We start from the raw sequence: 21,118 nt of genomic DNA on the forward strand, positions 1-21,118 counted from the left end.
CCGCTCAGTGCCCGGCGCTCTGGCCGCCGTCCACGTGCAGAATCTCGCCGGTGACGAACGGCGCCGAATCGAGATACAGGATCGCGCCGACGATGTCGCTCATCTCGCCCATCCGGCCGACCGGATGCAGCGATGCGAGCGTCGCGTGCGTGTCGGGCGCGTGCATCGGCGACTTGATGATGCCGGGCGACACCGCGTTCACTCGGATGCCGGCCTTCGCATATTCGATTGCGAGCGACTTCGTCGCCGCATTGAGCCCGCCTTTCGTCAGCGACGCGAGCACCGACGGCACGTTGCTGTTCGCGTGATCGACGAGGCTCGTCGTGATGGTGACAACGTGACCGCCGCCGTTTCCGTTTCGCTGCATCGCCGCAATCGCACGCTGCGTGATGTGGAAGAAGCCGTCCAGATTCACACGGGTGACGGCTGCGTAGTCGTCCGCCGTGTATTGCGTGAACGGCTTCGCGATGAAGATGCCCGCATTGTTGACGAGCGTGTCGACCCGGCCGAAGCGCTCGATGGCGGCGTCGACCACGCGCCGTGCGACAGCCGGGTCGCCGATGTCGCCCGCGACGGTAACGAGATCGGGATCGTCCGACGGCCCGATCGAACGGGACGTCGCGACCACGCGATGGCCCTGGGCGCGGAATGCGTTGACCGTTTCGGCACCGATGCCTTGCGATGCGCCGGTGACGATGATGACTCTGGAAGTGCTCATGGTATGCCTCGACAGGTGACTGGTTTTCGGCTTCAGCGCCGACCGGATCGATGAATCCGATGGACGCAACTCTAGGCGCGGCGGGCCGGAGTTCGAATACCCACCATGGACCAACAGTCTTGCGTCGCGGGAACAAATGCAGGGAAGCGCGGGGATGGCCGCAGCGGCGAGGGTGCCTGCGGAGATAAGTCGACGCGACCGCTCGAGCGCCGTTTTTCATACACGGCGACACGCGTCGATCGTTGTGAATTCGAAGGTTTGCGCAATGAACCGCTGTGAATGCCCTATACCGGATCGTGCGTCACGCGGCGGGCACTTCTGATTTTTATCAAAAATATGCGGATAACTTTTCTTATCACAATAGCCTTATATTTCATAAAAACTCGCAGATACGAAAACGCTCCTGATTTGAACCTCACACGCCTCGTCGAACGGCTCTCCAAGCGAATCAGGGCAGGGCGCGCCCTCGCACGTGAATGCGTGGCGCACAATCCGGCACGCTGAACACGACCAAAACTGGCACAATCCTGCCCACTGCCGTAGATGCGGCCCGATATCGCCCGGAGATTGCCCGGTAGCGGACGACGCCGATCCGCTTGTCCCGGACGCTTGCTTCGGACGGCGCCGCGCCAGCACAAGCGCAGGATCGCGCGAGCGCCGCCGAACAGCCGGCGCGGGATGCGAGTCTCGCGGCATGCCGGTTGCCGCGCGCCGCGACGACCGTAGCGAGCGGGGCGGCTCGATCCATCCGGTTGCGGGCTGCCAGTGCGACGTTCGGCGCCTGATGGCGCAGTTTCACGCCGCATGCATCGCACCGTGACGCAGGCCGCAATCAATACACTTTCCATGCACGCGTTGAACACACTGCACGAACAGGTCGAAAAATTCAGGGAATGGGCGGCGCTATACCCAGTCCGCCAGCGAAGTGTCGAGTGGGAATGTGAGTACGGCCATTGGGAAGCGCTGTGGGACGCGTCGCTTGCCGTCGTCGACTCGCTTGCGCCAGCCGCGTGGACCACAACCACGTGCGCCGATCTGCTGTACGCGATTGCCCGCGACCACGCGCTGGAACACATTTCGAGCATGCTCTGGACGCAACCCGACGCGTTGCTGGCACTCGCGCGTGCCTCGATCGACGCGTCGGAGCCGAACGCCAAATGGCAGTTGGCCGCGCGACTCGGCGGGCTGGGTTCGCATGCCGCAGAGGCCGAAGCACTGCTGTTGCGCCTGGTGAACGACGAGGACGAATACGTGCGCCGGCGTGCCTTGCTTGCGTTGGGCTCACTGAAGTCCGCTTATGCCGAAACGCTTGCGGAACGTGCGTGGCGCACCGGACATAAATATCAGCGGATTGCCGCGTTGTGGGTGCTCAAGGACATCAAATCCGGCAAGCTGGCGCAATACGTGAAGCTGGCCGAGGAAGATGGTCGCGAATACATCGTCCGGAACGCGCGGGACGTCATGGATGCGGGTTGAACGCCGCCGCATCATGCGCAGCTTGGCTCTCACAACAAAACTATCGATAAATGCCCGATTTCGTGGGTCATCGATGTATCGGTAAACCCTTGCAGATACGCAAAATGCAGGACGTCCGCACTGTTCTCGCCAACTTCGTGCACGTAACCGTCGAACAGATCGCAGGTTGTCTTCGGCGAACTGAATCCGTCGCGCGTGTCGATTTCATCGATCTCCCAGCCCGGTTGCGCATCTTCGCTATCGCGCCAGACCAGCACGGCGCCGTTGCTCTCGCACGACAACCCGCGGGCAAGCGCGGCACGCGGCGGCATGCGATCGCCGGGTGCTCGGGCGCAGGCGCCGTCAGGCCCGAATGCCAGCCCGTGAAACGCATTCCGCCCGAGCAGTTCGGCAAGACCATGTTCGCGGCCGCAGACGCGCTGCGCCACGTCGGCGCCCGGAAACCGTCCGAACACGAGCGCGCGGCGCCAGGCGTGCGCGGTGTGTACCGGCAGTGGGACGCGCTTACGCCGTTGCTCGAGGGACTGACAGTCTTCGCGCAGCGGCTCGCGCGGGAACCCGAGAAGCCGATTACCACGTTAAGCGGAAAGCATACGGACGCATGAAGCCTGCGTGGTGTCGGCCTGCGCAGTTGCTCCGGGTAGGGACACTTGGATTGCCACGGAGTTTTCCGGTCAGGAGGGCCTTCGCAGCATAATGCTCAGGTGACTGCACGACGCCTGGTCTTGACGACGCCGTCACACCGGAATGGTCCACTTCCAAATGGGGCTGTCTTGTGGGGAGCCTCGACCCCGATGAAGGTTCACGCCGGTCGGGCCGGACCGCGGTTTCCTTGCCATTAGCCCGGGCCGTCGCTAGCGGCCGCGAGAAGCGGCACGACGAGGTCGCTTATCGGCGTCGGAATTCCGTGAGATCGTCCGTAGCGTTGCACGACGCCGTTTCGGGCGTCCCATTCGAGCGGATGGTTGCCCTGCCGATCAGCAAGAATGGACGTACCTAAATCGGGCGGAAAGCCATGCAACCCATCGATGATTTCCTGCGGCACTTCATCGCCCAGCTTCGCGCCTTCCGCACGCGCGACCTCGAGACATTCCCGGAGGTAGGCGAGCGACAGTTCGGTGATGTCGCTTCGCGCGTACATGCCGGCGCGACGGCCGGTCAGCACCATGAGTCCCGCCACCGCGTTTTGCAAAAGCTTTCTCCAGGCGAGCGAGATGAAATCCTCCGCAACCTCGGGCGAGCAGCGCGTGCCATGCAAGGCGGAGACCACCACGTCGCTCGCCGGCGTATCGGGCACGGTGAGTCGAGGCTTGCCCCGCAGCCACACCGATGCATCTGCTTCGCGTTGCGCCGGAAACCAGACGACCGACGGCACGACCGTGGCACCGGCCGCATACGGTGCGAACGAAGCCTTTTGCTCGACGCCGTTTTGCAGCACGCACACGACGGTATTCGCATCGCATAGCGCGGCGATCCAGGGTGCCGCGCTCGGCGTCTGCGTCGACTTCACCGCGACGAACACGAGATCGACCCTTTCCTTGACCGCTTGCGGATCGGTCAGGACCGGCCCGGGCACGACGATCTCGCCGCCGTCAAAGCGCAACTTCAGCTGCGCGTGCGCCGAGCGGCCGCAAATCACCAGCGTGCGGCCGGCTTCATGAAGGGCTGCGGCGACGGTCGTTCCGATTGCGCCCGGACCGACGAGGGCGATGGACGGGTAGGCAGATTTCGTCATGGTGTTCGTCCTGTGCGTGTCGTTGAGCATCATGCCCAGAATCGGCGGCAGCGCAATGGTCGGCGACAGCGAAAGTTACATTACCGCGATGCTGCACGCAGCGGTAGCCCTTTCCGTGAGCCGCACCGCCCGGACCATGCCCATGCGCGCGCCGAGCCAACCGCACAGGAATTTGCCGGCCGTATCGTCAATGAAAACGAGCGCAAGGGCTGTCCCCGATAGTCGAGGCGATCCAGGGCCCAATCGTACCTTCGCGCTCATCTGCCATGGCCTGTTCGCATTCGCAAATGACATTGAGGATAGCCGACTCATGTCGCCCGCAGTCGCCTGTAATCAGTTGGAGCGTGCCAGCAATCAATACCGTTTGCTTTTCGTGCGTGGTCAAGCTCTCTGGCTAAAGGTATTCAGCAGAATCGGGTCGCACATAAGGCACGCTTTCCACGTGCAATGTCATCGCGTTGAGAGCCGGCTTCCCGGGAATATTATCAGCCCCGAAGCTTGGCCCCTCATCGGGTGATGCAATCGGATATGGAGGTAATGCACGGCCATTGTGTGATGCGCCCGTGATCGATTTGCGAGGCTTGTTTTTGCCAACGATGTGGTACAGTACCGCACGGTCGTTCGGCTCTCAAACAAGGGGCCATCCGGTCTGAGATTTCGCCCGATGAGATCCTTAGAAAAATACATCCTGATAGACATCTCTCTTGCCGCCGCACGTCGTGTGCTGTACTTTTCCGTGCCAGCGATTCAAGCGCCGACTCCCGTTTTTCCGATGCCGGGGGAAGTCGTCAATACACGCTAATAAGGCTTTTAATCCGCTGTCTGAACGCGTTTTCATGCACGATGCGTGAATTAATGAGTGATTGAATGCGTAAACCGGCCGCGAAACGGTCAAGTCTCGTTGTTCGAATTCACCGATTTTACCGGTTCGCATGCGGATGATGCTTGTGTGCTGTTATTTTCAGGACGCACTTGATTTCCCGAGCGATTATCTGCAAAAAACGAATTATCTTTCCGCACCAGTCAGCCTATGTCCACGACCACCGTTTCCGGCCCGAACTCGCACCGTGCCGCCAGCGTAGACCACAGGATGCTCTCGCTGGCCGCGTTCGGCGGCACGCTTGAGATTTACGATTTCATCGTGTTCGTATTTTTCTCGACAACGCTGGCCAAAGTCTTCTTTCCGCCGGAAATGCCGGACTGGCTGCGCCTGTTGCAGAGCGTGGCAATATTCGCGACCGGTTATCTCGCGCGGCCGCTTGGCGGTATCGCAATGGCGCATTTCGCCGACCGAAACGGCAGAAAGCGCACATTCAGCTTGACCATTTTTCTGATGGCGATTCCCTGCCTGCTGATGGGCATCATGCCGACCTATGCTCAGGCCGGCTTCGTCGCGCCATTGTTGCTGCTTGTGCTGCGCGTGTGCCAGGGCGCGGCCGTCGGTGGCGAAGTGCCCAGTTCATGGACCTTCGTCGCGGAGCACACGCCCATGGGCCGGCGCGGTTACGCGCTGGGTTTTCTGCAGGCGGGGCTGACGGTCGGTTACCTGCTCGGCGCACTCACCGCGACCTTGCTCGCGCGCATGCTCACGCCCGAGCAGATGCTGGCCTACGGCTGGCGCGTACCTTTCGTGCTGGGTGGGATCTGCGGTGTGTCCGGCGTCTGGGTGCGCCGCCGTCTGAGCGAGACGCCGCGCTTCCTGGCGTTGCAGGCTCGCGAACAAAGCGCAGCTCGCTTCCCGCTGCGCGAGGCACTGCGCGGACAGCGCCGCGCGTTGATGCCGGCCATGCTGTTGACGGTGCTGCTGACCTCGGCGGTCGTGATGCTGGTGGTCGTGACGCCCACCCTCATGCAGACGCGGTTCAACCATTCCGCGCAACAGACGTTCATGCTCAGCAGCATCGGCATTGTGTTTCTGAACGTGGGCTGTGTGCTTGCGGGGCAAGTCGTGGACCGGATCGGCGCGTGGAAGGCGGTGGCGCTCTACAGCGTGCTGTTGCCGATCGGCACTGCGGCGCTCTACGCCACGCTGATCCACGGTGAAAACGGCGGCGTCCAGCTTGCGCTCGCCTATGCGGCCGCGGGCCTGCTTTCGGGCGTGGTGGGCGCGGTGCCTTCGGTGATCGTTTCGCTGTTTTCGACCGATATTCTCGTCTCGGGCATTTCGTTTTCGTACAACATCACCTATGCGATCTGGGCAAGCGTGTCGCCGCTCGCGCTTATCGCGGCGACGCGTTTCACGCCCTGGGCCTGCGTGACATTCAGCCTGCTCGCGGGGCTACTGGGTATCGTGGCCACCGGGCTTTACGGACGCAAGACGTGGTTTGGCGCAATGTGGACAAGCCGCGACGTTGTCTGCACGCATTCCCGCAGCGGCTCCGTTACCTAGTGGAACGTGCGTGCGTCGGCACGTAGCAGGATGGCTTGCCATGTCAATCGCCAAAGAAATCAAATTCGCCTATCAGGCGGTCTACCGCTACGTCCTCGATCTGATGGAGAAGGGCGCGCTGGAGAGCAATCTGAAACTTCCGTCGCTGCGCGAACTCGCGGGGCAGCTCGACGTTTCGGTGCCCACTATTCAGTACGCTTACGGGTTGTTGGAGCGCGAGGGCAAAATCGTTTCGGTGCCGAAGTGCGGTTACTTCTGCGTCGCCGCGCCACAATCTGCCCCCTGGCGCGGTGCCGATCTGCTCGACTCGGTGTACGTGAACGCGCGCAAGCCGGGCATGCTCGCCTTGTCGAGCGATGCACCACCGCTGTTGCTGTCGCTCGATGCGCCCTTGCTCACGGCCGAGCGCGAGCTCGTGCGGCAGTATCCACGAGCGGGCCCTCCGTCCTATCAGCCCTTCGGTGAAGAGCCGCTGCGGCAGGCGCTGTCGACGCATCTTGGTGCTTCGAGCAGCGGTGCATGGTCAATGGACGATTTTTACATCGGGCCGGATCCGCGCAGCGCCCTCGACACGACGCTGGCGGGCCTTCGGCTGGGTAACTCGGTCGCGCTGGTGGAATCGCCGTGTTCGTGGGCCGTGCTGCGCCTGTTACGCATGCACGCGATTCGCGTGATCGAAATGCCTCTGGACATGCATGGCGATATCGACGTCTCGTCGATCGCGGCGCTGGTCGAGCGTGAGCAGGTTCGCCTCGCGCTGTTCTCTTCGGGCGTCAGCATGCCGAGCGGACGTAGCGTGTCGCCGGACGGCAAGCGCGCGCTGGCGGCGCTGTTCGCGCAGCGCGGCATCTGGCTGTTCGAAAACGACCGCTACGGCGGCCTGCATTTCGGCGATACGCCGCCGCCCTTTCGCGATTTCGCCGATCCCGCGCGGCTTGTGGTGTATTCCGGGTTCGACAAGATCGTTGGCGCCGAGGCGCCTTACGGCTACGTGCTGGCCCGCGACACGACACACGCCATTGCCGATGCGTTTCTCGCCCGTTCGTTTCGCGTGCCGCCCATCCGCCAGCGTGCGCTAGCACGCCTGTATGCGTCCGATCGCGTCAGGCAGCACACGCTCGCGTTGCGCCGCTTGTTGCAGGAACGCATGACCCAGATGAGCGAGATCGTCCGTCACGCGGGTGACGACGTGTTCGCGTTCAGTCCGCCGGAGGGCGGTGCGACGTTGTGGCTCGAAGCGCGCGACACGCGCACTTGCATGCGCACGGTGTTCGAGACGCTGCTTGCACAGCGCATCGTCATCGCACCCGGCGAGGTTTTCAGCCTCGAAGGCCGCTATCGCCATTGCGTGCGCCTGAGCTTCACGCTCGACTGGAGCCGGGACATCGCGGGCGCCGTGTGCGCGCTCGCGACGGCAGTGCGCGGCCATGCTAGCCGGGCAACATGTCGGACTTCACCGACAAGCCATGGCGCAGCACGGCCTGCGTCAGTTCGCGCGAGCCGCTGATCACAACCGTGCCGGTCGGCGTATCGCGCTGGAACTGACGAAGCACCTCCGACAACGCGGCGCTGCGTGCTTCGGGCAGGGTGTCGGGGCGGATCGATCGATAGTGGAAATCCAGGCGCTGTGAGTAACGGCGTAACGCGTCTGCATTGGCGTGCTCGTAGTCCGCGTCGGCAGACCAAAGCAATGTCGCCGACGCCGCGTGAGCGTCGATACATAGCTGGTCGAGCAAGCTTTTCGCTTGCGCGAAACCGGTGCGGCCCGCGACGAACAGCACCGGCCCGCGCGTGCCGGTTAGCGTGCATGTGCCGAACGGCATCTCCACGGCAATCGGCAGCCCATCGCGATGGCGCTGCGCGAGCAGGGGCGCAGTCACGCTGCCGGCCTGCGCTTCGATATGCAACTCGATGGTGTCGCTGCCCGGCGCCGAGGCGATCGAAAAACAGGCGGCCCGCCCGTCCTCGCCGCGCACTTTCAGATATTGCCCGGCTGCAAACGCGGGCCATGCCGCGCCGACGGCTTGCAGGCGCGCGCGCCGGATGTGCGGGCCCAGCGCCTCCCACGCGCGCACGATGAACTCATACCGTGCGTGCATGGGTCGTATCCACTCCGAAGCAATGCTTCAGTTCGGGGAAAGCGCCGCCTCGCACGTCGGCAGCGAAGGCGGCGGCGGCTTGGCTGATCAGCGCTGCCGCATCGGCATACTGCTTTGCGAAGCGTGGCGGATGATCGCCGCTCAAGCGCAGGATATCTTCCGTGACGAGCACCTGGCCGTCGCACGATGGCGACGCGCCAATGCCAATGGTCGGCACCGGTTCGCGTTCCGTGATTGCACGCGCGAGCGGCTCGGCCAGCCCTTCGAGCAGGAGACTGAAGGCGCCCGCTTCGACGTGCGCGCGCGCATCCGCGCCGATGCGTTCGGCGGCGGTAGGCGACATGCCCTGGGCCTTGAAGCCGCCCATGGTATGCACGTACTGCGGCATCAGCCCAACGTGCGCCATCACGGGAATGCCGCGCTCGACGAGAAAGCGTACAGTCGGCGCGAGCGCGCTGCCGCCTTCGAGCTTGACCGCGTCGGCCCCCGATTGCGCGATCAGCTGGGCGCAGTGCCGGTACGCCAGTTCCGGCGATTCCTGGTAGGTGCCGAACGGCATGTCCACGACGATACAGGCGTGGCGGGTCGAATCGACCACGGCGCGCGCGTGCGCGATCATCTGCTGCAAGCTGAGGTCGAGCGTGGTGGGCCGTCCGTACGCGACCATCGCGGTCGAATCGCCGACGACGATCAGGTCGACGTGTTCGTCGATCAATTCGGCGATCGGTTTGGAGTAAGCCGTAAGCGAGACGATTTTTCGCTCGTTCTTGCAGGCCGCGATGGCGGGGACTGTGATGCGCTGGCGGATTTGGTGAGTGCTCATTTTGTGACATCCAAAGGTTTCGAATGCTGAGGACGCGAGCGGTTTTCCCACGTCCGGACGATCTGATAGTCGCGTTCGATCTGTCCCGGATCGTCGTGAACCAGAAACAGCGCGCCAGGCGACGAGTTGAGATCGACGGTGCGTCGCAGCAAAGCGCCATCGGCGAGTCGCAAGCGGATGCTCTCGAACGACGCAAGCGGCGCGAGCAGGGCGCGCACGGCGTCGTGAGAGAAGACGCCACCGCATTCCGGCACGATCAGGTTGACGCAGCGCGCGTGCATCTTGCGCCGGTAGGTCGTGGGGTAACGCGCGAGTTGCTGGGGCGCGAGATGGCATGCGACGGTCAGCTCGATCTGGTCGGCGCCGGTCGCGCGGCGTAGCGCGGCAGGATTGGCGAGCCCTGAAATGCGCGCGCCGGTTTCGAGCAGGCGCGGGCCGCTCGACGTAAGAATGAGCTCCGTGTGCGCCGGGCCATGCGCGATGCCAAGCGCGTCCAGTGCGCGACTGACGTACTGGACGAGCGGCGCAATTTCCGTCTGGTCGGGATCGACTAGATCCTCGCAGTCGTAGATCTTGCGGCCGCCCTCAAGCTCGATCTTGCGGCTGCGCCAGATGTCTGTGATGCGGTGCATGCCACCGTGGCTGACGCTGTTGACGACGTATTCGTCGCCCTCCAGATAGTCTTGGGCGAGCACGGCATCGTTCTCGCACATCATGAGATTGGTTTTGCCCTTGATCGCGTGAAATGCGGCGGCGATCTGCGCGGCGTCGTCGCACAGATACACGTGGTCGGACCCGGCGCTGTCGAGCGGCTTGACCACGATTCGTCTGCCGCCGTTTGCCGCGTTCCAGGCGAGCAGCGTGGCGAGGTCGGGAGCACGCACCTGCCCTGCGGCCGGCACGTTCGCTGCGGCCAGCGCTTCGCCCATCAGGAACTTGTTGCGGCGTGCGCCGGACAACTGCGTCGTGTTACCTGGCAGGCCGAGGCGTTCTGCCAGCGCGTCCGCGAGTTCAACGCCGAATTCGCTCGCGGCGACCACGGCGCACGGTTGCCAGACGGCCAAGCGGTGCGCGAGTGCGTCGAAGCCGCGCTCGTCGAGCGTGTCGCTGGCCTCGAAAATGTCTTTCGGAACGGAGGCGCGGAACACCTCGGGCATGGCCGCCCGGGAGCGAACGTGCATGCAGCGCGCCTGTGTCCCAAAGGTACGGGCGAGCAATGCGCCAGTCGAATAGGCGTCGACGAGAATGACGGGGCCGACGCGCGGGTCGGGCAGTGAAAGCGGCACCGCCGCCGCATCAGGCAAGGTGAGGGTAGTCATAGCGGTTCGAGATGTAGCTGAGCATCGTCAGCAGTTCGTCCGACGTCACGGCGTGCGCGTGTCCCGCTTGCGCGATCAGAGGTTGCGGCAAGGGCATTCGGCCCGTCGTGCACCAGCGCAACGCGCCGCGCTCGTCCAGCCGTGTCGTCGTGCGTCCGGCGTTGTCGGCGTGCAGGCAAAACGGGATATCGAGTACACCGCCGCGAAACGCGGCCACGAGCGCGGCGCCCACATCGGCGTCCAGCGACAGTGTCGTGTCGATCAGCGTGCGCGCTTCGTCGAGGATTTCGACGTAGTAGTTTTCGGGATCGTGCGCGACGTCTGCGCTTGCCGCGGATTCGATTTCCTGTGCCGCGGCGCTCTCGGCCGCCAGTTGCAAGGCGTCCAGGTTGTCCTCGACGGTGGGAATCTGATGAGCCTCGGCGACGGTTTTCACGATCAGCCGCTCGCAGCCCGTCGCTTTCGCGAGCCGGGCGCTGTCGGCGATCAAGCGGCGCGCGCCGTCGGGCGTGCGCGGAAACACGCCCATGTAGCTGTAGACGACCACGTGCCAGTCGAAGCCGCCAAGGTACTGGGCGGCAAACTCGCGCAGGACGCGCAGTGCGGCCCGGTCCTGCCCCGGCAGGGTTCCCTGCGCGTAGCTCAGCGACACGCTGCGGATTCCATGCTGGATAAAGAACAACGCTTCGAGGATCGATATCGAGATCAGCAGCGACGGCGGACACAACTGGCCGAGCAGACAGCCGCCAAAGCTTTCCAGATGCGGCGCCTGCGTTTCGCCCGCGAGAATCCGGCAGCTCTCCTCCCACGCACGCACTGCCTGGGCGAGCGGCGTGCGTCCGTACGGCATGCAGTACGACACCGGACCGCCTTCGCTCGCATCGAGGCCGAGCGCGGCAATGCGCCGGAATACCTCCTGCGGCCGCGCGGTGCCGTGACGTATCTGGATAGGGAATTGCGGACCGTACAACGGCGCCAGCATCGCTCGAATCTTGCTTTGCGGATGCGAGACGATCGGAAAACCATTGAGCGTGCGTCCGGCGGCAAGGCTTTCGAGCGAACTGGCGTAGTCGCCCACGCGTGTGTAGCTGTCGAGCGTAATCGTGCCGATCGCGCGGCACGGTAGCGCGGCGACGCGTTGGAGGCCGCTTCGCATGGCGGCGATCGAGCCGAATCCCATGCGCGGTTGCACGACCAGTTCGCCGCGACGTCGCGCCTCGCCGACAAAGGACTGGAAATACCCGGCCATCTAGCGCCCGGAGACGAGTTCGCAAACCGCTTCGCCCGTGTCGGGATCGACGGTGTCGATACGCCGCTTGTGGGGATCGTTCTCGCGCACCTTGGCGATGAGCGAAGCGGCGACCGAGAAATCCACGCGGGAATTGCGGTACAGGCTGCGCAGCGCCGCGAGCGGCAGGCCGCTGGCCTGTTCCAGCCAAGCACCGGGCGATCCGTCGGCGCAATCCGGATCGGCTCCGTCGGGTGCGGCTTCGCTGCCAAGCAGCGCATGCAGATCGGCCGCGCGCGTGCGCATCGACGGTGCGCAAAACTCGAGATAGCGCTCGAGCTGCGCGCCGCGATCCACGAAGGGCGCAAACTGCATGCAGACCAGTTGAGCCTCGTTCAAGTCGAATGCATCTTCGGCAAAGCGGTTGGCCAGCGCGCGCCGCGCATCGATGGCGGCCGGCGTTGCGTAGGGCGCGAGTGCGTGCTCGATCAGCCGCTCCGGCATTTCCTTGCGGCGCATCAGATGCTCGGCCAGGCCGAGATATTCGCGGATGCCGTCGTGATAGTCGCGCTGCTGGACGAATTGCGCCTTCAGCCCGCGAAAGTGCGCCATCAGCATGGGGTTGGCGCAGTCGGACTCCGTGAAGCTGAATGCCAGTTCGTCGAACCGGAATCCGAGAAATTCGGTGAGCAGTTCCCAATGTTCGTCAACGCGGTAGCTCACCAGGTCGTAGATCGAGATGAACGCCGGATCGGCCAGCGCGTCGCCGGAGGCGATGCGGCGCCGGGCCTTGTCGGCTTCGTAGCCCGGACCATAAAGCTCCTCGTAATACGCCTGGCCGACGCCGTCGAGCGCGGCGAGCAGGCCGCGAAAGCCTTGCCGGCGGCAGGTCCCGATGTCGAGTCCCACGCGTTCGGCGAGCCGCATGATCCAGGTGAAATAGTGCTTTTGCTCCTTGCGTGAATCTCCCGTCACGACCGCCGACACGCCGCCGCCCCACCACGCGGCGCGACCGTAGAAGTCGGCCACGGCCAGGTTGCAGCTATTGCAGAAGGTTGGTCGGCCATCACCCGCGGTTCGGTGGCCATTCATCAGCATATCGAAGCGATTCATCTCACGCACGGACGCGGGAAAAGGCAAGTCTCGAGAGAACACGCGCACCATGTCGTGGTCCACCACCAGCAGCTCGACGCGAGGATCGTCGTACAAAGAGAGCGCACGGTACACGCGGTCGATATTCGCCATCACCGCATAGGGCACGCCCGCGTGACGCATGTTGGCCACGCGCAACGTGAAGCTTGCACCGTGTTCGGCGAGTAGATGAAGTTGAACCGCGCGCAGGAACGCGACCGTGTACGAACTGTCCTTGCCGCCGCCGTAGGCGACCATCAGTTTGTAAGCGGCCAGCGGGCCGGGACCGCCCGCATGCTCGACGATGCGCGCGCCCAGGCGCACGACGCCTTCCTGCTCCAGCGGGAAAAAGTAGCCTTGCAGGTGCGCCATTAACGCTGTCTGAGAGGAGGTGCGAGCGTGTTCGAAGGTCATAGTGCTACGGCGTCGAATTCGAAGGTATCGATAACCGCGCGGATATCGGCTTCGATATCGGCTTCGGCGCGGCCTGTGAAGATAAAACGTCCACTGTGGAGCGCGTCGTAACTGCCACCCGACTCCAGCACGTCGCCGGCGGAGGGCATCAGCTCGCGCCAGATCGACGGCACGCGCGAGCGCATGGGCGACGCGCGCAGGACGCGGCAAGGCAGCGCGCGCGGCTTCGGAATCACGAGCCAGCCACCGCTCGGATCGCCTCGCCTCACGGGCGCTTCGATCGGCGTGCCGCCGAGTCCTCGCAGCCAGTGTTCATACAGATTCACCCCAAAGACCTTGTTGATCAAATGCGGCACTTCGCTGCCGCCGACCCGCGCGCCGACTTCGAGAAAGACCAGTTCGCCGTCCGGGCGCACGAAAAGTTCGAGGTGAAACGGTGTCAACGCCAGATCGAGCGCCGCGATGCAAGCCGCGCTGAAACGCTCGATGCGCTCGCGCAGCGCCGAATGCTGGACCAGCACGGACCCGAGCGGTCGGCTCTCCGCGAAATCCAGACAGCTATTGATGTAACGCGATACGGCCTGGAAGGGGACCGAGCCTTGTGCATCCACGAAACCATCGACGTGGTAGATGTCCCCCGCGATGTACTCTTCGATCTCGTAGCCCGAGAGAGTCTGGATATCGGCGAGTTTTGCCGCGAGCGACGCGCGGTCGTCGATGCGCATAACGCCAATGCTTGCTGCACCGTCCACGGGCTTCAGGATCAACGGGTAGCCGGTGGCGTCGGCAAAGGCGAGAGTCGATTGCGTGCCTGTGCAGCGTGCAAAGCGCGGAACCGCTATGCCGGCTTCGGCCAACACCTCTTTCATGCGCACCTTGTCGCGATAGCGGGCGACGTCGTCGGGCGTGTGGCCCGGGATGCCGAGCTCGGCTCTCACGCGCGCTGCGACTTCCAGCGTGAACTCGGAAAGGGCGATCAGCCGGTCCACCGGCCCCACGCGATGCACGATGGCCGCGACCGCGTCAAGCAATTGCGCATAATCGTTGACATCGCCGATCTCGATCTGATGGGCGATGTCGTCGCGCGGCGCGAGCACGCCCGCTGCACCCGGCGCGTCGACGACATAGCTGATCGTGTCGCGTTGATGGTCGAAAAAAGTTTCGTACTGCGTGAGCTCGTTGTCCCAGCGCCGCGCATCGTGAAAGCGAGGCCAGCGGTTGACGATGACGATATGCATCGGGTAAGTCCGTATCGATTGGAAGGATTGGCGGTGTTCAGGCGACAAGCGGCAACGCCACCGAATAGTTGCGCAATGGCGCGAGCAGCGCCTTGCAACGCGTCAATGCGTCCGCCCCCGTCAGCACCGCGGAAAAGCCGGCCGCCAGCAGCGATGCGCTTGCCTCGGCGAGCGCGGCTTCGCTGGTCGTGAGCTTGCCGCCGATGAAGCAGGCCAGCGTCGGATACTGGCGACGCACGCGCTCGATCAGTTGTCGCGCCTGGAAATGCCCGTGCCCGTTGACGGTGCTCACGACGACGCAGCACGGCGCTTCGCGGGCGATCGCCTCCAGCAACAGGTCAGGCGGCGTGCAGCAGCCGAGATTGACGACGTCGAATCCTTGTTCATGGAGCCAGAGTTGCATGAAAACCAGGTTCCACATGTGCGAATCGGATTCGATGGTTGCGACGATGCACGGGGTCGAGCGACTCATAGGGCTTTCTCCGGAATAGCCGACGCGGACACTGCCGCGACGACCGGCGTGAATTCGTTGAAGCGGCGGATCGTCAGCGCAAGCAGCGCGGCGCCAGGCAGCACGAGCGAGAACGCGAAGGCCAGCATGAGCCATCGGACGTCGAAGGCATGCGCAATGCCGGCGACCAGCAATCCGCCGAGCGGATAGGACAGCAGATTGAGCAGATAGAACGGCCCCATGACCTTGCCGAGATGCTCGGGAGCAATGGCCTTCACGCGGCGTGTTCGATTGAAGACGTTGAAACAGGCGACGCCCGCCATCGCGATCAGCCAGGCCGACACATAGACTCGCGGTCCTTGCGCGAGGCCCATCGCGGCAAATCCCGCGCAGAGCAGTGCAAAGCCGCCCGCGCCGAGCCAGTCGACCGGAACGTGACGCAACAGACGCGGAATCAGCAGCAGGTTCACAAGACCGAGCGCCCCCGCGCCGGCGTTCATCAGGCCGAACACGTCTTCCGGCGCGTGAAAGAGCCCCGTAATCACGAACGCGTTGGCAGACAGCGCCGCCGCGAAGGCGAAGTTGATCGTAAAGTTCAGCGTGGCAAGCAGGCGCACGGGGCGGTTGCGCATCAGCAACGTGAAGCCGAGCATCAGATCGGCGCCGATCCGGCCTCGCGTCAACGGCACGGTGCGTTCGGGCGCGACGCGCGGAACGTTTCGCCAGCACGCCGCGGCGCACAGAAGCGCCGCCGATGCGAGGCCGAGCAACGCGAGCTTGCCGGTGTAGCGGGACAGCGCCGCCGCGAGGGCGGGACCGGCAGCCAGCGAGAGCAGTTCCATGTTCTGCACCTGTGACTGCACCGGCGCCAGCTCGCCGTCGGCCGCGACGGCCGGAACCGTTTTCTCGACGGCCATGCGGCTGGGCGCGATCAGCACGGACAGCAGGACGCCGTTGGTCATCAGGATGGAAATGGCCATGTGCGGCGCGGCGCTGCAGCCAAGCCATGCCAGCGCCAAGCAGGCGGCCCGCAATACGTTTGCCCCGATGAACAGACGACGCCCGCCGAAGGTATCGGCGAGCAGCCCGGCAAACGGATAGGCCAGCAGCGCAGGTATCCATTCGAACGCGAAAGCCAGGCCCGAGAAACGCACATCCTTCGAGTCCTGATAGATCATCAGCGGGACGGCGAACAGGACCGTTTGCTCCGCGACCAGGGCGAGCAGCAGACCTGCGGCAAAGCCGCGCGCAGCCGGCTTACGCACGAATTTCCGCATCGGTCGCCACTGCGACGCCTGGCGTGGCGGATGCAATTGCCTGCTGCGCTTCGCGCGCGCGGATCAACGGCAGGACATGCTGGCAAAAGCGCCGCATCTCGTCACGAGTCGGCCATCCGGAGAAGATGAACGACGAGACGCCGAGCGCCTTGTATTCGAGCAGATAGTCCGCCACTTCCGCATAGCTGCCTGCCACGCACAGCGCCGGGCCGCCGCGATACGCAACCGCGCCCGACCAGAGCATCGGCGAAAGCCAGTCGGAGGGCGCCCCTTCGGCAAGCCGGAACGACGTCTTGACCGCCTCCGAATCGCAGCGCGCGACGAACCGTTCCACCCACGCCCGATGCCGCTCGTCGGGGGTTTCCATCATCGCGGCGATTTCGGCGATCGCTTCCTCGCGGGTCGGTCGCGCGAGCACGTGCATTCGGATGCCTACCTCGCAACCTGACTTCAGCACTTTCGCAGACGCCTTCGCGATGCCTTCCGGTGTGTCGCCATAGCGCAGCCAGCAGTCGCCGTGACGAATCGCGGTGCGCTGCGCGATTTCCGAAGCGCCGCTCAGATAGATATAGGGACGCTCGCCATCCTTGAACGGCAGGCCCAGCTGGGCGTTGCGGATCGTGTAGTGCTCGCCTTCGTACGTGAGCGGCGTCTCGCCACGCCAGAAACGATGCAGGACATCGAGAAATTCATCCGTGCGGCGGTAGCGGTCATCGTGCTGCAGAAAATCGCCATAAAATGCCTGCTCGTCCGGCGAAATACCGGCGACGAGATTGAGCGCGATACGCTTGTTCGACATCCACGAGACCGTGTTGACGATTTGCGCGAACAACGTGGGCGACAGCAGGCCGGGACGGTATGCGAGGATGAACTTGACGCGTTCGGTCTCGCGCACGAGCGCGCCGATCATTGGCAGTGGATCGGGCATGTGATAGCTGATGCCCATCAGCAGAGAGTCGATGCCGAGTGCGTCGGCTTCCTGCGCAAAGTCGACGATGCCGTCGAAGTCGAGCGCACCGGTTTGATATTGTTCGGATGCCTTTTTCTGGCCGCTGTCGAGCGGCGAACACCAATGAATGCGCAGCGGGGCGGCCATGTCGTCTCCAGTCTGGGGTGAAGCGTGGCCCGCGCAGAGCGCGCGGGCGATCGTACGTGCGCTACGTCGCGAGCGTCAGAACACGAAATCCGTCGCGACGCTGCGATCGAACAGCGACACGTCGCGAATGTGGCGTCTGCCGCACAGGAACTTGACGAAGCGCTCGATGCCCAGACCGCCGCCGGCGCTGGAGGGCAGCAATCCGGCTCGTGCTGCCGCGAGATAGTTCGCATACGGAGCGGGGTCCATGTCGAGCTCGTTCATGCGGCGCACGATCTGGTCGTATTCGAATTCGCGCTCGGCACCGGACAGCGCTTCGCCATAGCCTTCCGGATAGATCAGGTCGTAGTTGTTGTATGCACCGAGTTGCTGCGGATTTTCACGGTCGTAAAATTCACGCTTGTAATTGGTGACGAAGAAAGGCGTCTTTTCTTTCTCCGACATGATCTCTTCGAAAGCGTCGCCATATTCGGCGCGCAGATCATCGGAGCGATAAATCGGGAATGGCTCGCCGAAATCCGGCAGCGAGCGGCCCATCGTGTCGAGTTCGGCACGGCAGTGCGTTTTGACATCGGCAATGACATGTTTCACCATGCCTTCGACAACAGCCATGGCGTCATGCATCGTAGCGCCACGCACTTCGAAATCGAATTGCGAGAATTCGAGCAGATGGTTAGCCGAGTCTTTGATTTCCGGTTTCTCGAGGCGAATATTGGGCGCAACGATGAAGATTTTTTCGTGCCCCCTGGCGGCCAGCGCGAGCTGTTTATGGAAGATCATGCTTGCCGTCAGCTTGAGGCGGCGCTGTTCGTACTGGATTTCGGCCGGATAGACAGCGTGATTGAGCGGGTCCGTGATGGGAGACATCAGCACGGGCATGAGCTGCTTGAATCCGCTGTCGAGTAAATGACCTTGCAGCGAACGCAAGACCCGACCGCGGATCGTTGCAATCGAATCGACATTGGGTGCTTGCGACGATTGAAAATAATTTTCGATATTTTCCACGACTTACGAATTTAATAAAACTAAGGCGTCGAATTATAGATTTTCAAATCTCAATTTCAATGTACAGATGGGGAATAAATACCTCTACAGATCCGATGATTCAGTCGATCTGTATGTCAGGGACTGTTTAAGTGCTTGGAAGCTGCCAATCGTTGGCATAATTTACGACAATGTAATAATGCCCGCTGACCCCTTCCAATAATGCCCGGCGACGGTTTCGGACAGTTTTCGAGAAGTTGTATTTCAACAACGTCTGCATGTCGAACGGACGATTACCCCAACCAACGCGCTGATTTGCACAAGTGATACGGCGCCGCATGGTGGACGTGTACCCACCCGCTCATCGTCAAACATGACGCGTCGCTTTTTTGGATTCGATACGCCGCCCCTCGAAGGAATCCTTAGTCAGTGCCCCGACCGGCGAATGGTTGCTTGGCTGTGACCTGGGACGTTTCTTGTAGCCGTTTGGCAAGTGAGTTCTCTTTTATCCTAGAGGCAAGGAGAACTCGATGAAGAAGCGATTTACCGACGAGCAGATCATCCGGATTTTGCGCGAGGCCGAGAGCCGGGACGAGCCGGTGAAGGATCTGTGCAAGCGCCACAACATCTCGGAACAGACGTTCTATCGTTGGCGCGACAAGTTCGGCGGCATGGATGTGGCCGACGCCCGTCGGCTCAAGGATCTGGAATCGGAGAACGAGCGGCTCAAGCGCCTGATTGCCGAGCAATTACTGGTTATCGACGGTCTGAAGGAATTCAGCCGAAAAAATGAGCACCCCAACGGGCCGGCGCGAAGCGCTGGAAGTCCTGACTCGGCAGGGTCTCTCGCAACGCAAGGCATGTTGTTATCTGGGGCTGAGTCGCCGGGTGGCCGCCTATACGCCCAAGCAACCGGAGAAGGATCGGAGCCTGGGCGAGCGGCTGATAGCGGCCGCGCAGGAAGTTCCGCGCTTCGGCTACCGGCGGATGTCGGCTTGGCTGGCGTTGGGCGAATCGCGCGTGCGGCGAATGTGGCGAGCCTTGCGGCTCAACATTCCGCGGCGGCGTCCTCGCCGGCGTCGTTGTGGCAACGACATTCGCCTGCCCGGTGCGACACAGCCCAATTCGGTATGGAGCTACGACTTCGTGCACGATCAACTGGTAGACGGGCGGGCGTTGAAGATGCTTTGCGTGATCGATGAGATCGAGGTTGACGCCAGCCTGCGGTCGCAGGACGTCATCCTGACGCTGTCGCGACTGATGCGGCTGTACGGCAAGCCCGCGTTCATTCTGTCTGACAACGGCGCGGAATTTACCGCTGCCAAGGTTATGCGCTGGCTGCGGGATGCTGCCATCGGTCCGGCCTTCGTCACGCCCGGCAGTCCGTGGCAAAACGGGTTCGTCGAGAGCTTCAACGGCAAGCTGCGTGACGAATTGTTGAACCGGGAATGGTTCCGCTGCCGCGCCTAAGCCAAGGTGCTCATTGAACGCTGGCGGCGGTTCCACAACGAGCGCCGGCCCCATAGCGCGCATCGCTATCAACCTCCCGCCACGGTCCGTCGAGCCTGGCTGGATTCCGATAATATCGACACGAGACTCACTGCCTGACTGGTCACAAAATTCCGCCGCAGGTCAGGTTCAGGATTTGTTTCTCTTGGGCTTCCGGATCACGCCGTGTCGAAGAACTGGTCCTGATCGGGCAGGGCGCTTACGCTTACCGCGTTGGCCTTCGCAGACCGCCGGCCAGGTTTGCGGGGTTGATTCTGTGCCTGTCGGTGTTCGGCGAGATCAACGATCACCTGCTCAACGTCGGCCTGCGTGAACGCACGTTGCTTTTTGGTGCCGACGGGTTGCTTTGAACCGCGCACGGCCTGACCTTGATCAGTTCGCGGCGGCGATCCGGATGCTCGACGATTGTCGCGCTGCGCCTGAATCGCTTGCGACACTTGAAGCACGTGACTCAGTCGTTTTTGCTCGATCACGGCACCTTGATCGACCTCCGCCAACTTGTCGTAAATGCGGCAAGACAGGACTTTGCCATCGGCTCGGATTTCGATTCGCCCGTCCGCGTACTCCCATACATCGATATAGCGGTGAATCAGCTTCCGGTTGACCGCTGTGTCGTCCGGCAAGTAGAGCACTCGGTCGTGCAGCACTGTCAGCGACTTCGATACCCGACGTGTTTCGCGCCAGGTCAACACCGTGTTCAGATTCTCGTCATCCCGCAGGGGCCGATGCGCATTGAATTCACTCTTCGGCGACTTCGCAAAGCGTGCGTTGTAAGCAGCGATGAAGGAGGGCGCATAAGCGTTGGCGTCGTCGACCGTGCTGATGCCGCGCAATCTCAACTCCTTGACCAGCCGATCCTGCAGCGTCAGGTGCGCACGCTCGACGCGCCCCTTGGCCGAGCTGCTGTTCGCACAGAACGTATCGATGTTCAACTCGAACATCGCCCGGCCAAAGTGCGTCACGCTGCTGCCGGTTTTGCTCGCGGTCGTGCTGCGAAAGCTCGCGGTCGTGCTGCGAAATACACTGGCTTTGTCGCTGTAAAACGCTACCGGCTTGCCGTGGCGCTCGATGTACGCGCGCGTCGCCTCGAAGTAGCTGAAGGTCGATTCGGTTTGCGTGAAGTGCAGCATCATCAGCCGGCTCGTCGCGTCGTCCACGTACATCAGCAGCGTACAGGCCGGCGCCCGCTCCTCGAACCATCGATGGTCGCTGACGTCGATCTGGATCAGTT

At 63.0% G+C, this 21,118-nt stretch carries 17 protein-coding genes and 3 pseudogenes; 5 read left to right on the forward strand and 15 right to left on the reverse strand.

The genetic code is table 11. From position 1 onward, the window contains the following. Window positions 1-4: 4 nt before the first annotated feature. The gene (locus tag ACV22W_RS11615; protein ID WP_448019276.1) at window positions 5-718 is read right to left on the reverse strand and encodes an SDR family NAD(P)-dependent oxidoreductase; all 714 of its coding nucleotides are present in this window, start codon (window positions 716-718) and stop codon (window positions 5-7) included. A gap of 804 nt (window positions 719-1,522) precedes the next feature. Between ACV22W_RS11615 and ACV22W_RS11620 the strand changes: the two genes are divergently transcribed. Further along, window positions 1,523-2,194: a HEAT repeat domain-containing protein gene (locus tag ACV22W_RS11620; RefSeq protein WP_448019277.1), complete on the forward strand. Its 672-nt coding sequence runs from the start codon at window positions 1,523-1,525 to the stop codon at window positions 2,192-2,194. Window positions 2,195-2,223: 29 nt separating this feature from the next. On the opposite strand, the gene ACV22W_RS11625 is transcribed toward ACV22W_RS11620, so the two are convergent. Further along, the gene (locus ACV22W_RS11625; RefSeq protein WP_448019278.1) at window positions 2,224-2,505 is read right to left on the reverse strand and encodes a hypothetical protein; all 282 of its coding nucleotides are present in this window, start codon (window positions 2,503-2,505) and stop codon (window positions 2,224-2,226) included. Window positions 2,506-2,556: 51 nt separating this feature from the next. Here ACV22W_RS11625 and ACV22W_RS11630 point away from each other — a divergent pair. Next, window positions 2,557-2,799, forward strand: a pseudogene (locus ACV22W_RS11630) (DUF1641 domain-containing protein); the annotation flags it as partial. A gap of 233 nt (window positions 2,800-3,032) precedes the next feature. On the opposite strand, the gene ACV22W_RS11635 reads toward ACV22W_RS11630, so the two are convergent. Together ACV22W_RS11635 and ACV22W_RS11640 are read right to left on the reverse strand one after the other, a co-directional pair. Continuing rightward, complete coding sequence (locus tag ACV22W_RS11635; RefSeq protein WP_448019310.1) at window positions 3,033-3,929, reverse strand: oxidoreductase; 897 nt, start codon at window positions 3,927-3,929, stop codon at window positions 3,033-3,035. 15 nt (window positions 3,930-3,944) lie between these two features. Next, window positions 3,945-4,160, reverse strand: a pseudogene (locus ACV22W_RS11640) (MFS transporter); the annotation flags it as partial. A 799-nt stretch (window positions 4,161-4,959) separates the two neighbouring features. Here ACV22W_RS11640 and ACV22W_RS11645 point away from each other — a divergent pair. After that, on the forward strand, window positions 4,960-6,318 hold the full coding sequence (locus ACV22W_RS11645) for an MFS transporter (protein ID WP_448019279.1): 1,359 nt from the start codon (window positions 4,960-4,962) through the stop codon (window positions 6,316-6,318). A gap of 40 nt (window positions 6,319-6,358) precedes the next feature. Further along, entirely contained in the window at window positions 6,359-7,825 is a 1,467-nt protein-coding gene (locus ACV22W_RS11650; protein WP_448019281.1) for an aminotransferase-like domain-containing protein, read from the forward strand. Here ACV22W_RS11650 and ACV22W_RS11655 read toward each other — a convergent pair. The 10 genes from ACV22W_RS11655 to ACV22W_RS11700 form a co-directional block, all read right to left on the reverse strand. Continuing rightward, window positions 7,749-8,417 (reverse strand): hypothetical protein, encoded by a 669-nt coding sequence (locus ACV22W_RS11655; protein ID WP_448019282.1) that lies wholly within the window; start codon window positions 8,415-8,417, stop codon window positions 7,749-7,751. The two genes, ACV22W_RS11650 and ACV22W_RS11655, sit on opposite strands and share 77 nt — an antisense overlap. Then, on the reverse strand, window positions 8,401-9,240 hold the full coding sequence (gene panB / locus ACV22W_RS11660; protein ID WP_448019312.1) for a 3-methyl-2-oxobutanoate hydroxymethyltransferase: 840 nt from the start codon (window positions 9,238-9,240) through the stop codon (window positions 8,401-8,403). Before panB ends, ACV22W_RS11655 begins: the two co-directional genes overlap by 17 nt. After that, window positions 9,237-10,559 (reverse strand): ATP-grasp domain-containing protein, encoded by a 1,323-nt coding sequence (locus tag ACV22W_RS11665; protein WP_448019283.1) that lies wholly within the window; start codon window positions 10,557-10,559, stop codon window positions 9,237-9,239. Before ACV22W_RS11665 ends, panB begins: the two co-directional genes overlap by 4 nt. Further along, the gene (locus tag ACV22W_RS11670) at window positions 10,537-11,808 is read right to left on the reverse strand and encodes a hypothetical protein (RefSeq protein ID WP_448019285.1); all 1,272 of its coding nucleotides are present in this window, start codon (window positions 11,806-11,808) and stop codon (window positions 10,537-10,539) included. The genes ACV22W_RS11665 and ACV22W_RS11670 overlap by 23 nt, the downstream gene beginning before the upstream one ends. Continuing rightward, window positions 11,809-13,290, reverse strand: coding sequence for a hypothetical protein (locus ACV22W_RS11675; RefSeq protein ID WP_448019286.1), 1,482 nt, complete (start codon window positions 13,288-13,290; stop codon window positions 11,809-11,811). Window positions 13,291-13,328: 38 nt separating this feature from the next. Continuing rightward, window positions 13,329-14,570 (reverse strand): ATP-grasp domain-containing protein, encoded by a 1,242-nt coding sequence (locus ACV22W_RS11680; protein ID WP_448019288.1) that lies wholly within the window; start codon window positions 14,568-14,570, stop codon window positions 13,329-13,331. Between the two features lie 37 nt (window positions 14,571-14,607). Continuing rightward, entirely contained in the window at window positions 14,608-15,042 is a 435-nt protein-coding gene (locus ACV22W_RS11685) for a cobalamin B12-binding domain-containing protein (RefSeq protein ID WP_448019289.1), read from the reverse strand. After that, window positions 15,039-16,298: an MFS transporter gene (locus ACV22W_RS11690; RefSeq protein ID WP_448019291.1), complete on the reverse strand. Its 1,260-nt coding sequence runs from the start codon at window positions 16,296-16,298 to the stop codon at window positions 15,039-15,041. Before ACV22W_RS11690 ends, ACV22W_RS11685 begins: the two co-directional genes overlap by 4 nt. Further along, complete coding sequence (locus ACV22W_RS11695; protein WP_448019292.1) at window positions 16,279-17,394, reverse strand: LLM class flavin-dependent oxidoreductase; 1,116 nt, start codon at window positions 17,392-17,394, stop codon at window positions 16,279-16,281. Before ACV22W_RS11695 ends, ACV22W_RS11690 begins: the two co-directional genes overlap by 20 nt. Window positions 17,395-17,469: 75 nt before the next feature. Then, entirely contained in the window at window positions 17,470-18,399 is a 930-nt protein-coding gene (locus ACV22W_RS11700) for an asparagine synthetase A (RefSeq protein WP_448019294.1), read from the reverse strand. Window positions 18,400-18,908: 509 nt separating this feature from the next. On the opposite strand from ACV22W_RS11700, the pseudogene ACV22W_RS11705 reads away from it, so the two are divergent. Further along, window positions 18,909-19,986 (forward strand): annotated as a pseudogene (locus tag ACV22W_RS11705) (IS3 family transposase). Window positions 19,987-20,045: 59 nt separating this feature from the next. Here ACV22W_RS11705 and ACV22W_RS11710 read toward each other — a convergent pair. Beyond that, the coding region (locus tag ACV22W_RS11710; protein WP_448019295.1) for an ISNCY family transposase at window positions 20,046-21,118 on the reverse strand (1,073 nt) is incomplete at its 5' end.

Source organism: Burkholderia sp. AW49-1, assembly GCF_053427845.1.

What these genes read in the sequence shown, in the direction of transcription:
- ACV22W_RS11675 (WP_448019286.1), bottom strand. Translation starts at nt 13,290, where the DNA reads ATGGCGCACCTGCAAGGCTACTTTTTCCCGCTGGAGCAGGAAGGCGTC.
- ACV22W_RS11665 (WP_448019283.1), bottom strand. Translation starts at nt 10,559, where the DNA reads ATGACTACCCTCACCTTGCCTGATGCGGCGGCGGTGCCGCTTTCACTG.
- ACV22W_RS11655 (WP_448019282.1), bottom strand. Translation starts at nt 8,417, where the DNA reads ATGCACGCACGGTATGAGTTCATCGTGCGCGCGTGGGAGGCGCTGGGC.
- ACV22W_RS11645 (WP_448019279.1), top strand. Translation starts at nt 4,960, where the DNA reads ATGTCCACGACCACCGTTTCCGGCCCGAACTCGCACCGTGCCGCCAGC.
- ACV22W_RS11620 (WP_448019277.1), top strand. Translation starts at nt 1,523, where the DNA reads ATGCATCGCACCGTGACGCAGGCCGCAATCAATACACTTTCCATGCAC.
- panB (WP_448019312.1), bottom strand. Translation starts at nt 9,240, where the DNA reads ATGAGCACTCACCAAATCCGCCAGCGCATCACAGTCCCCGCCATCGCG.
- ACV22W_RS11670 (WP_448019285.1), bottom strand. Translation starts at nt 11,808, where the DNA reads ATGGCCGGGTATTTCCAGTCCTTTGTCGGCGAGGCGCGACGTCGCGGC.
- ACV22W_RS11695 (WP_448019292.1), bottom strand. Translation starts at nt 17,394, where the DNA reads ATGGCCGCCCCGCTGCGCATTCATTGGTGTTCGCCGCTCGACAGCGGC.
- ACV22W_RS11690 (WP_448019291.1), bottom strand. Translation starts at nt 16,298, where the DNA reads ATGCGGAAATTCGTGCGTAAGCCGGCTGCGCGCGGCTTTGCCGCAGGT.
- ACV22W_RS11625 (WP_448019278.1), bottom strand. Translation starts at nt 2,505, where the DNA reads ATGCCGCCGCGTGCCGCGCTTGCCCGCGGGTTGTCGTGCGAGAGCAAC.
- ACV22W_RS11680 (WP_448019288.1), bottom strand. Translation starts at nt 14,570, where the DNA reads ATGCATATCGTCATCGTCAACCGCTGGCCTCGCTTTCACGATGCGCGG.
- ACV22W_RS11685 (WP_448019289.1), bottom strand. Translation starts at nt 15,042, where the DNA reads ATGAGTCGCTCGACCCCGTGCATCGTCGCAACCATCGAATCCGATTCG.
- ACV22W_RS11650 (WP_448019281.1), top strand. Translation starts at nt 6,359, where the DNA reads ATGTCAATCGCCAAAGAAATCAAATTCGCCTATCAGGCGGTCTACCGC.
- ACV22W_RS11635 (WP_448019310.1), bottom strand. Translation starts at nt 3,929, where the DNA reads ATGACGAAATCTGCCTACCCGTCCATCGCCCTCGTCGGTCCGGGCGCA.
- ACV22W_RS11615 (WP_448019276.1), bottom strand. Translation starts at nt 718, where the DNA reads ATGAGCACTTCCAGAGTCATCATCGTCACCGGCGCATCGCAAGGCATC.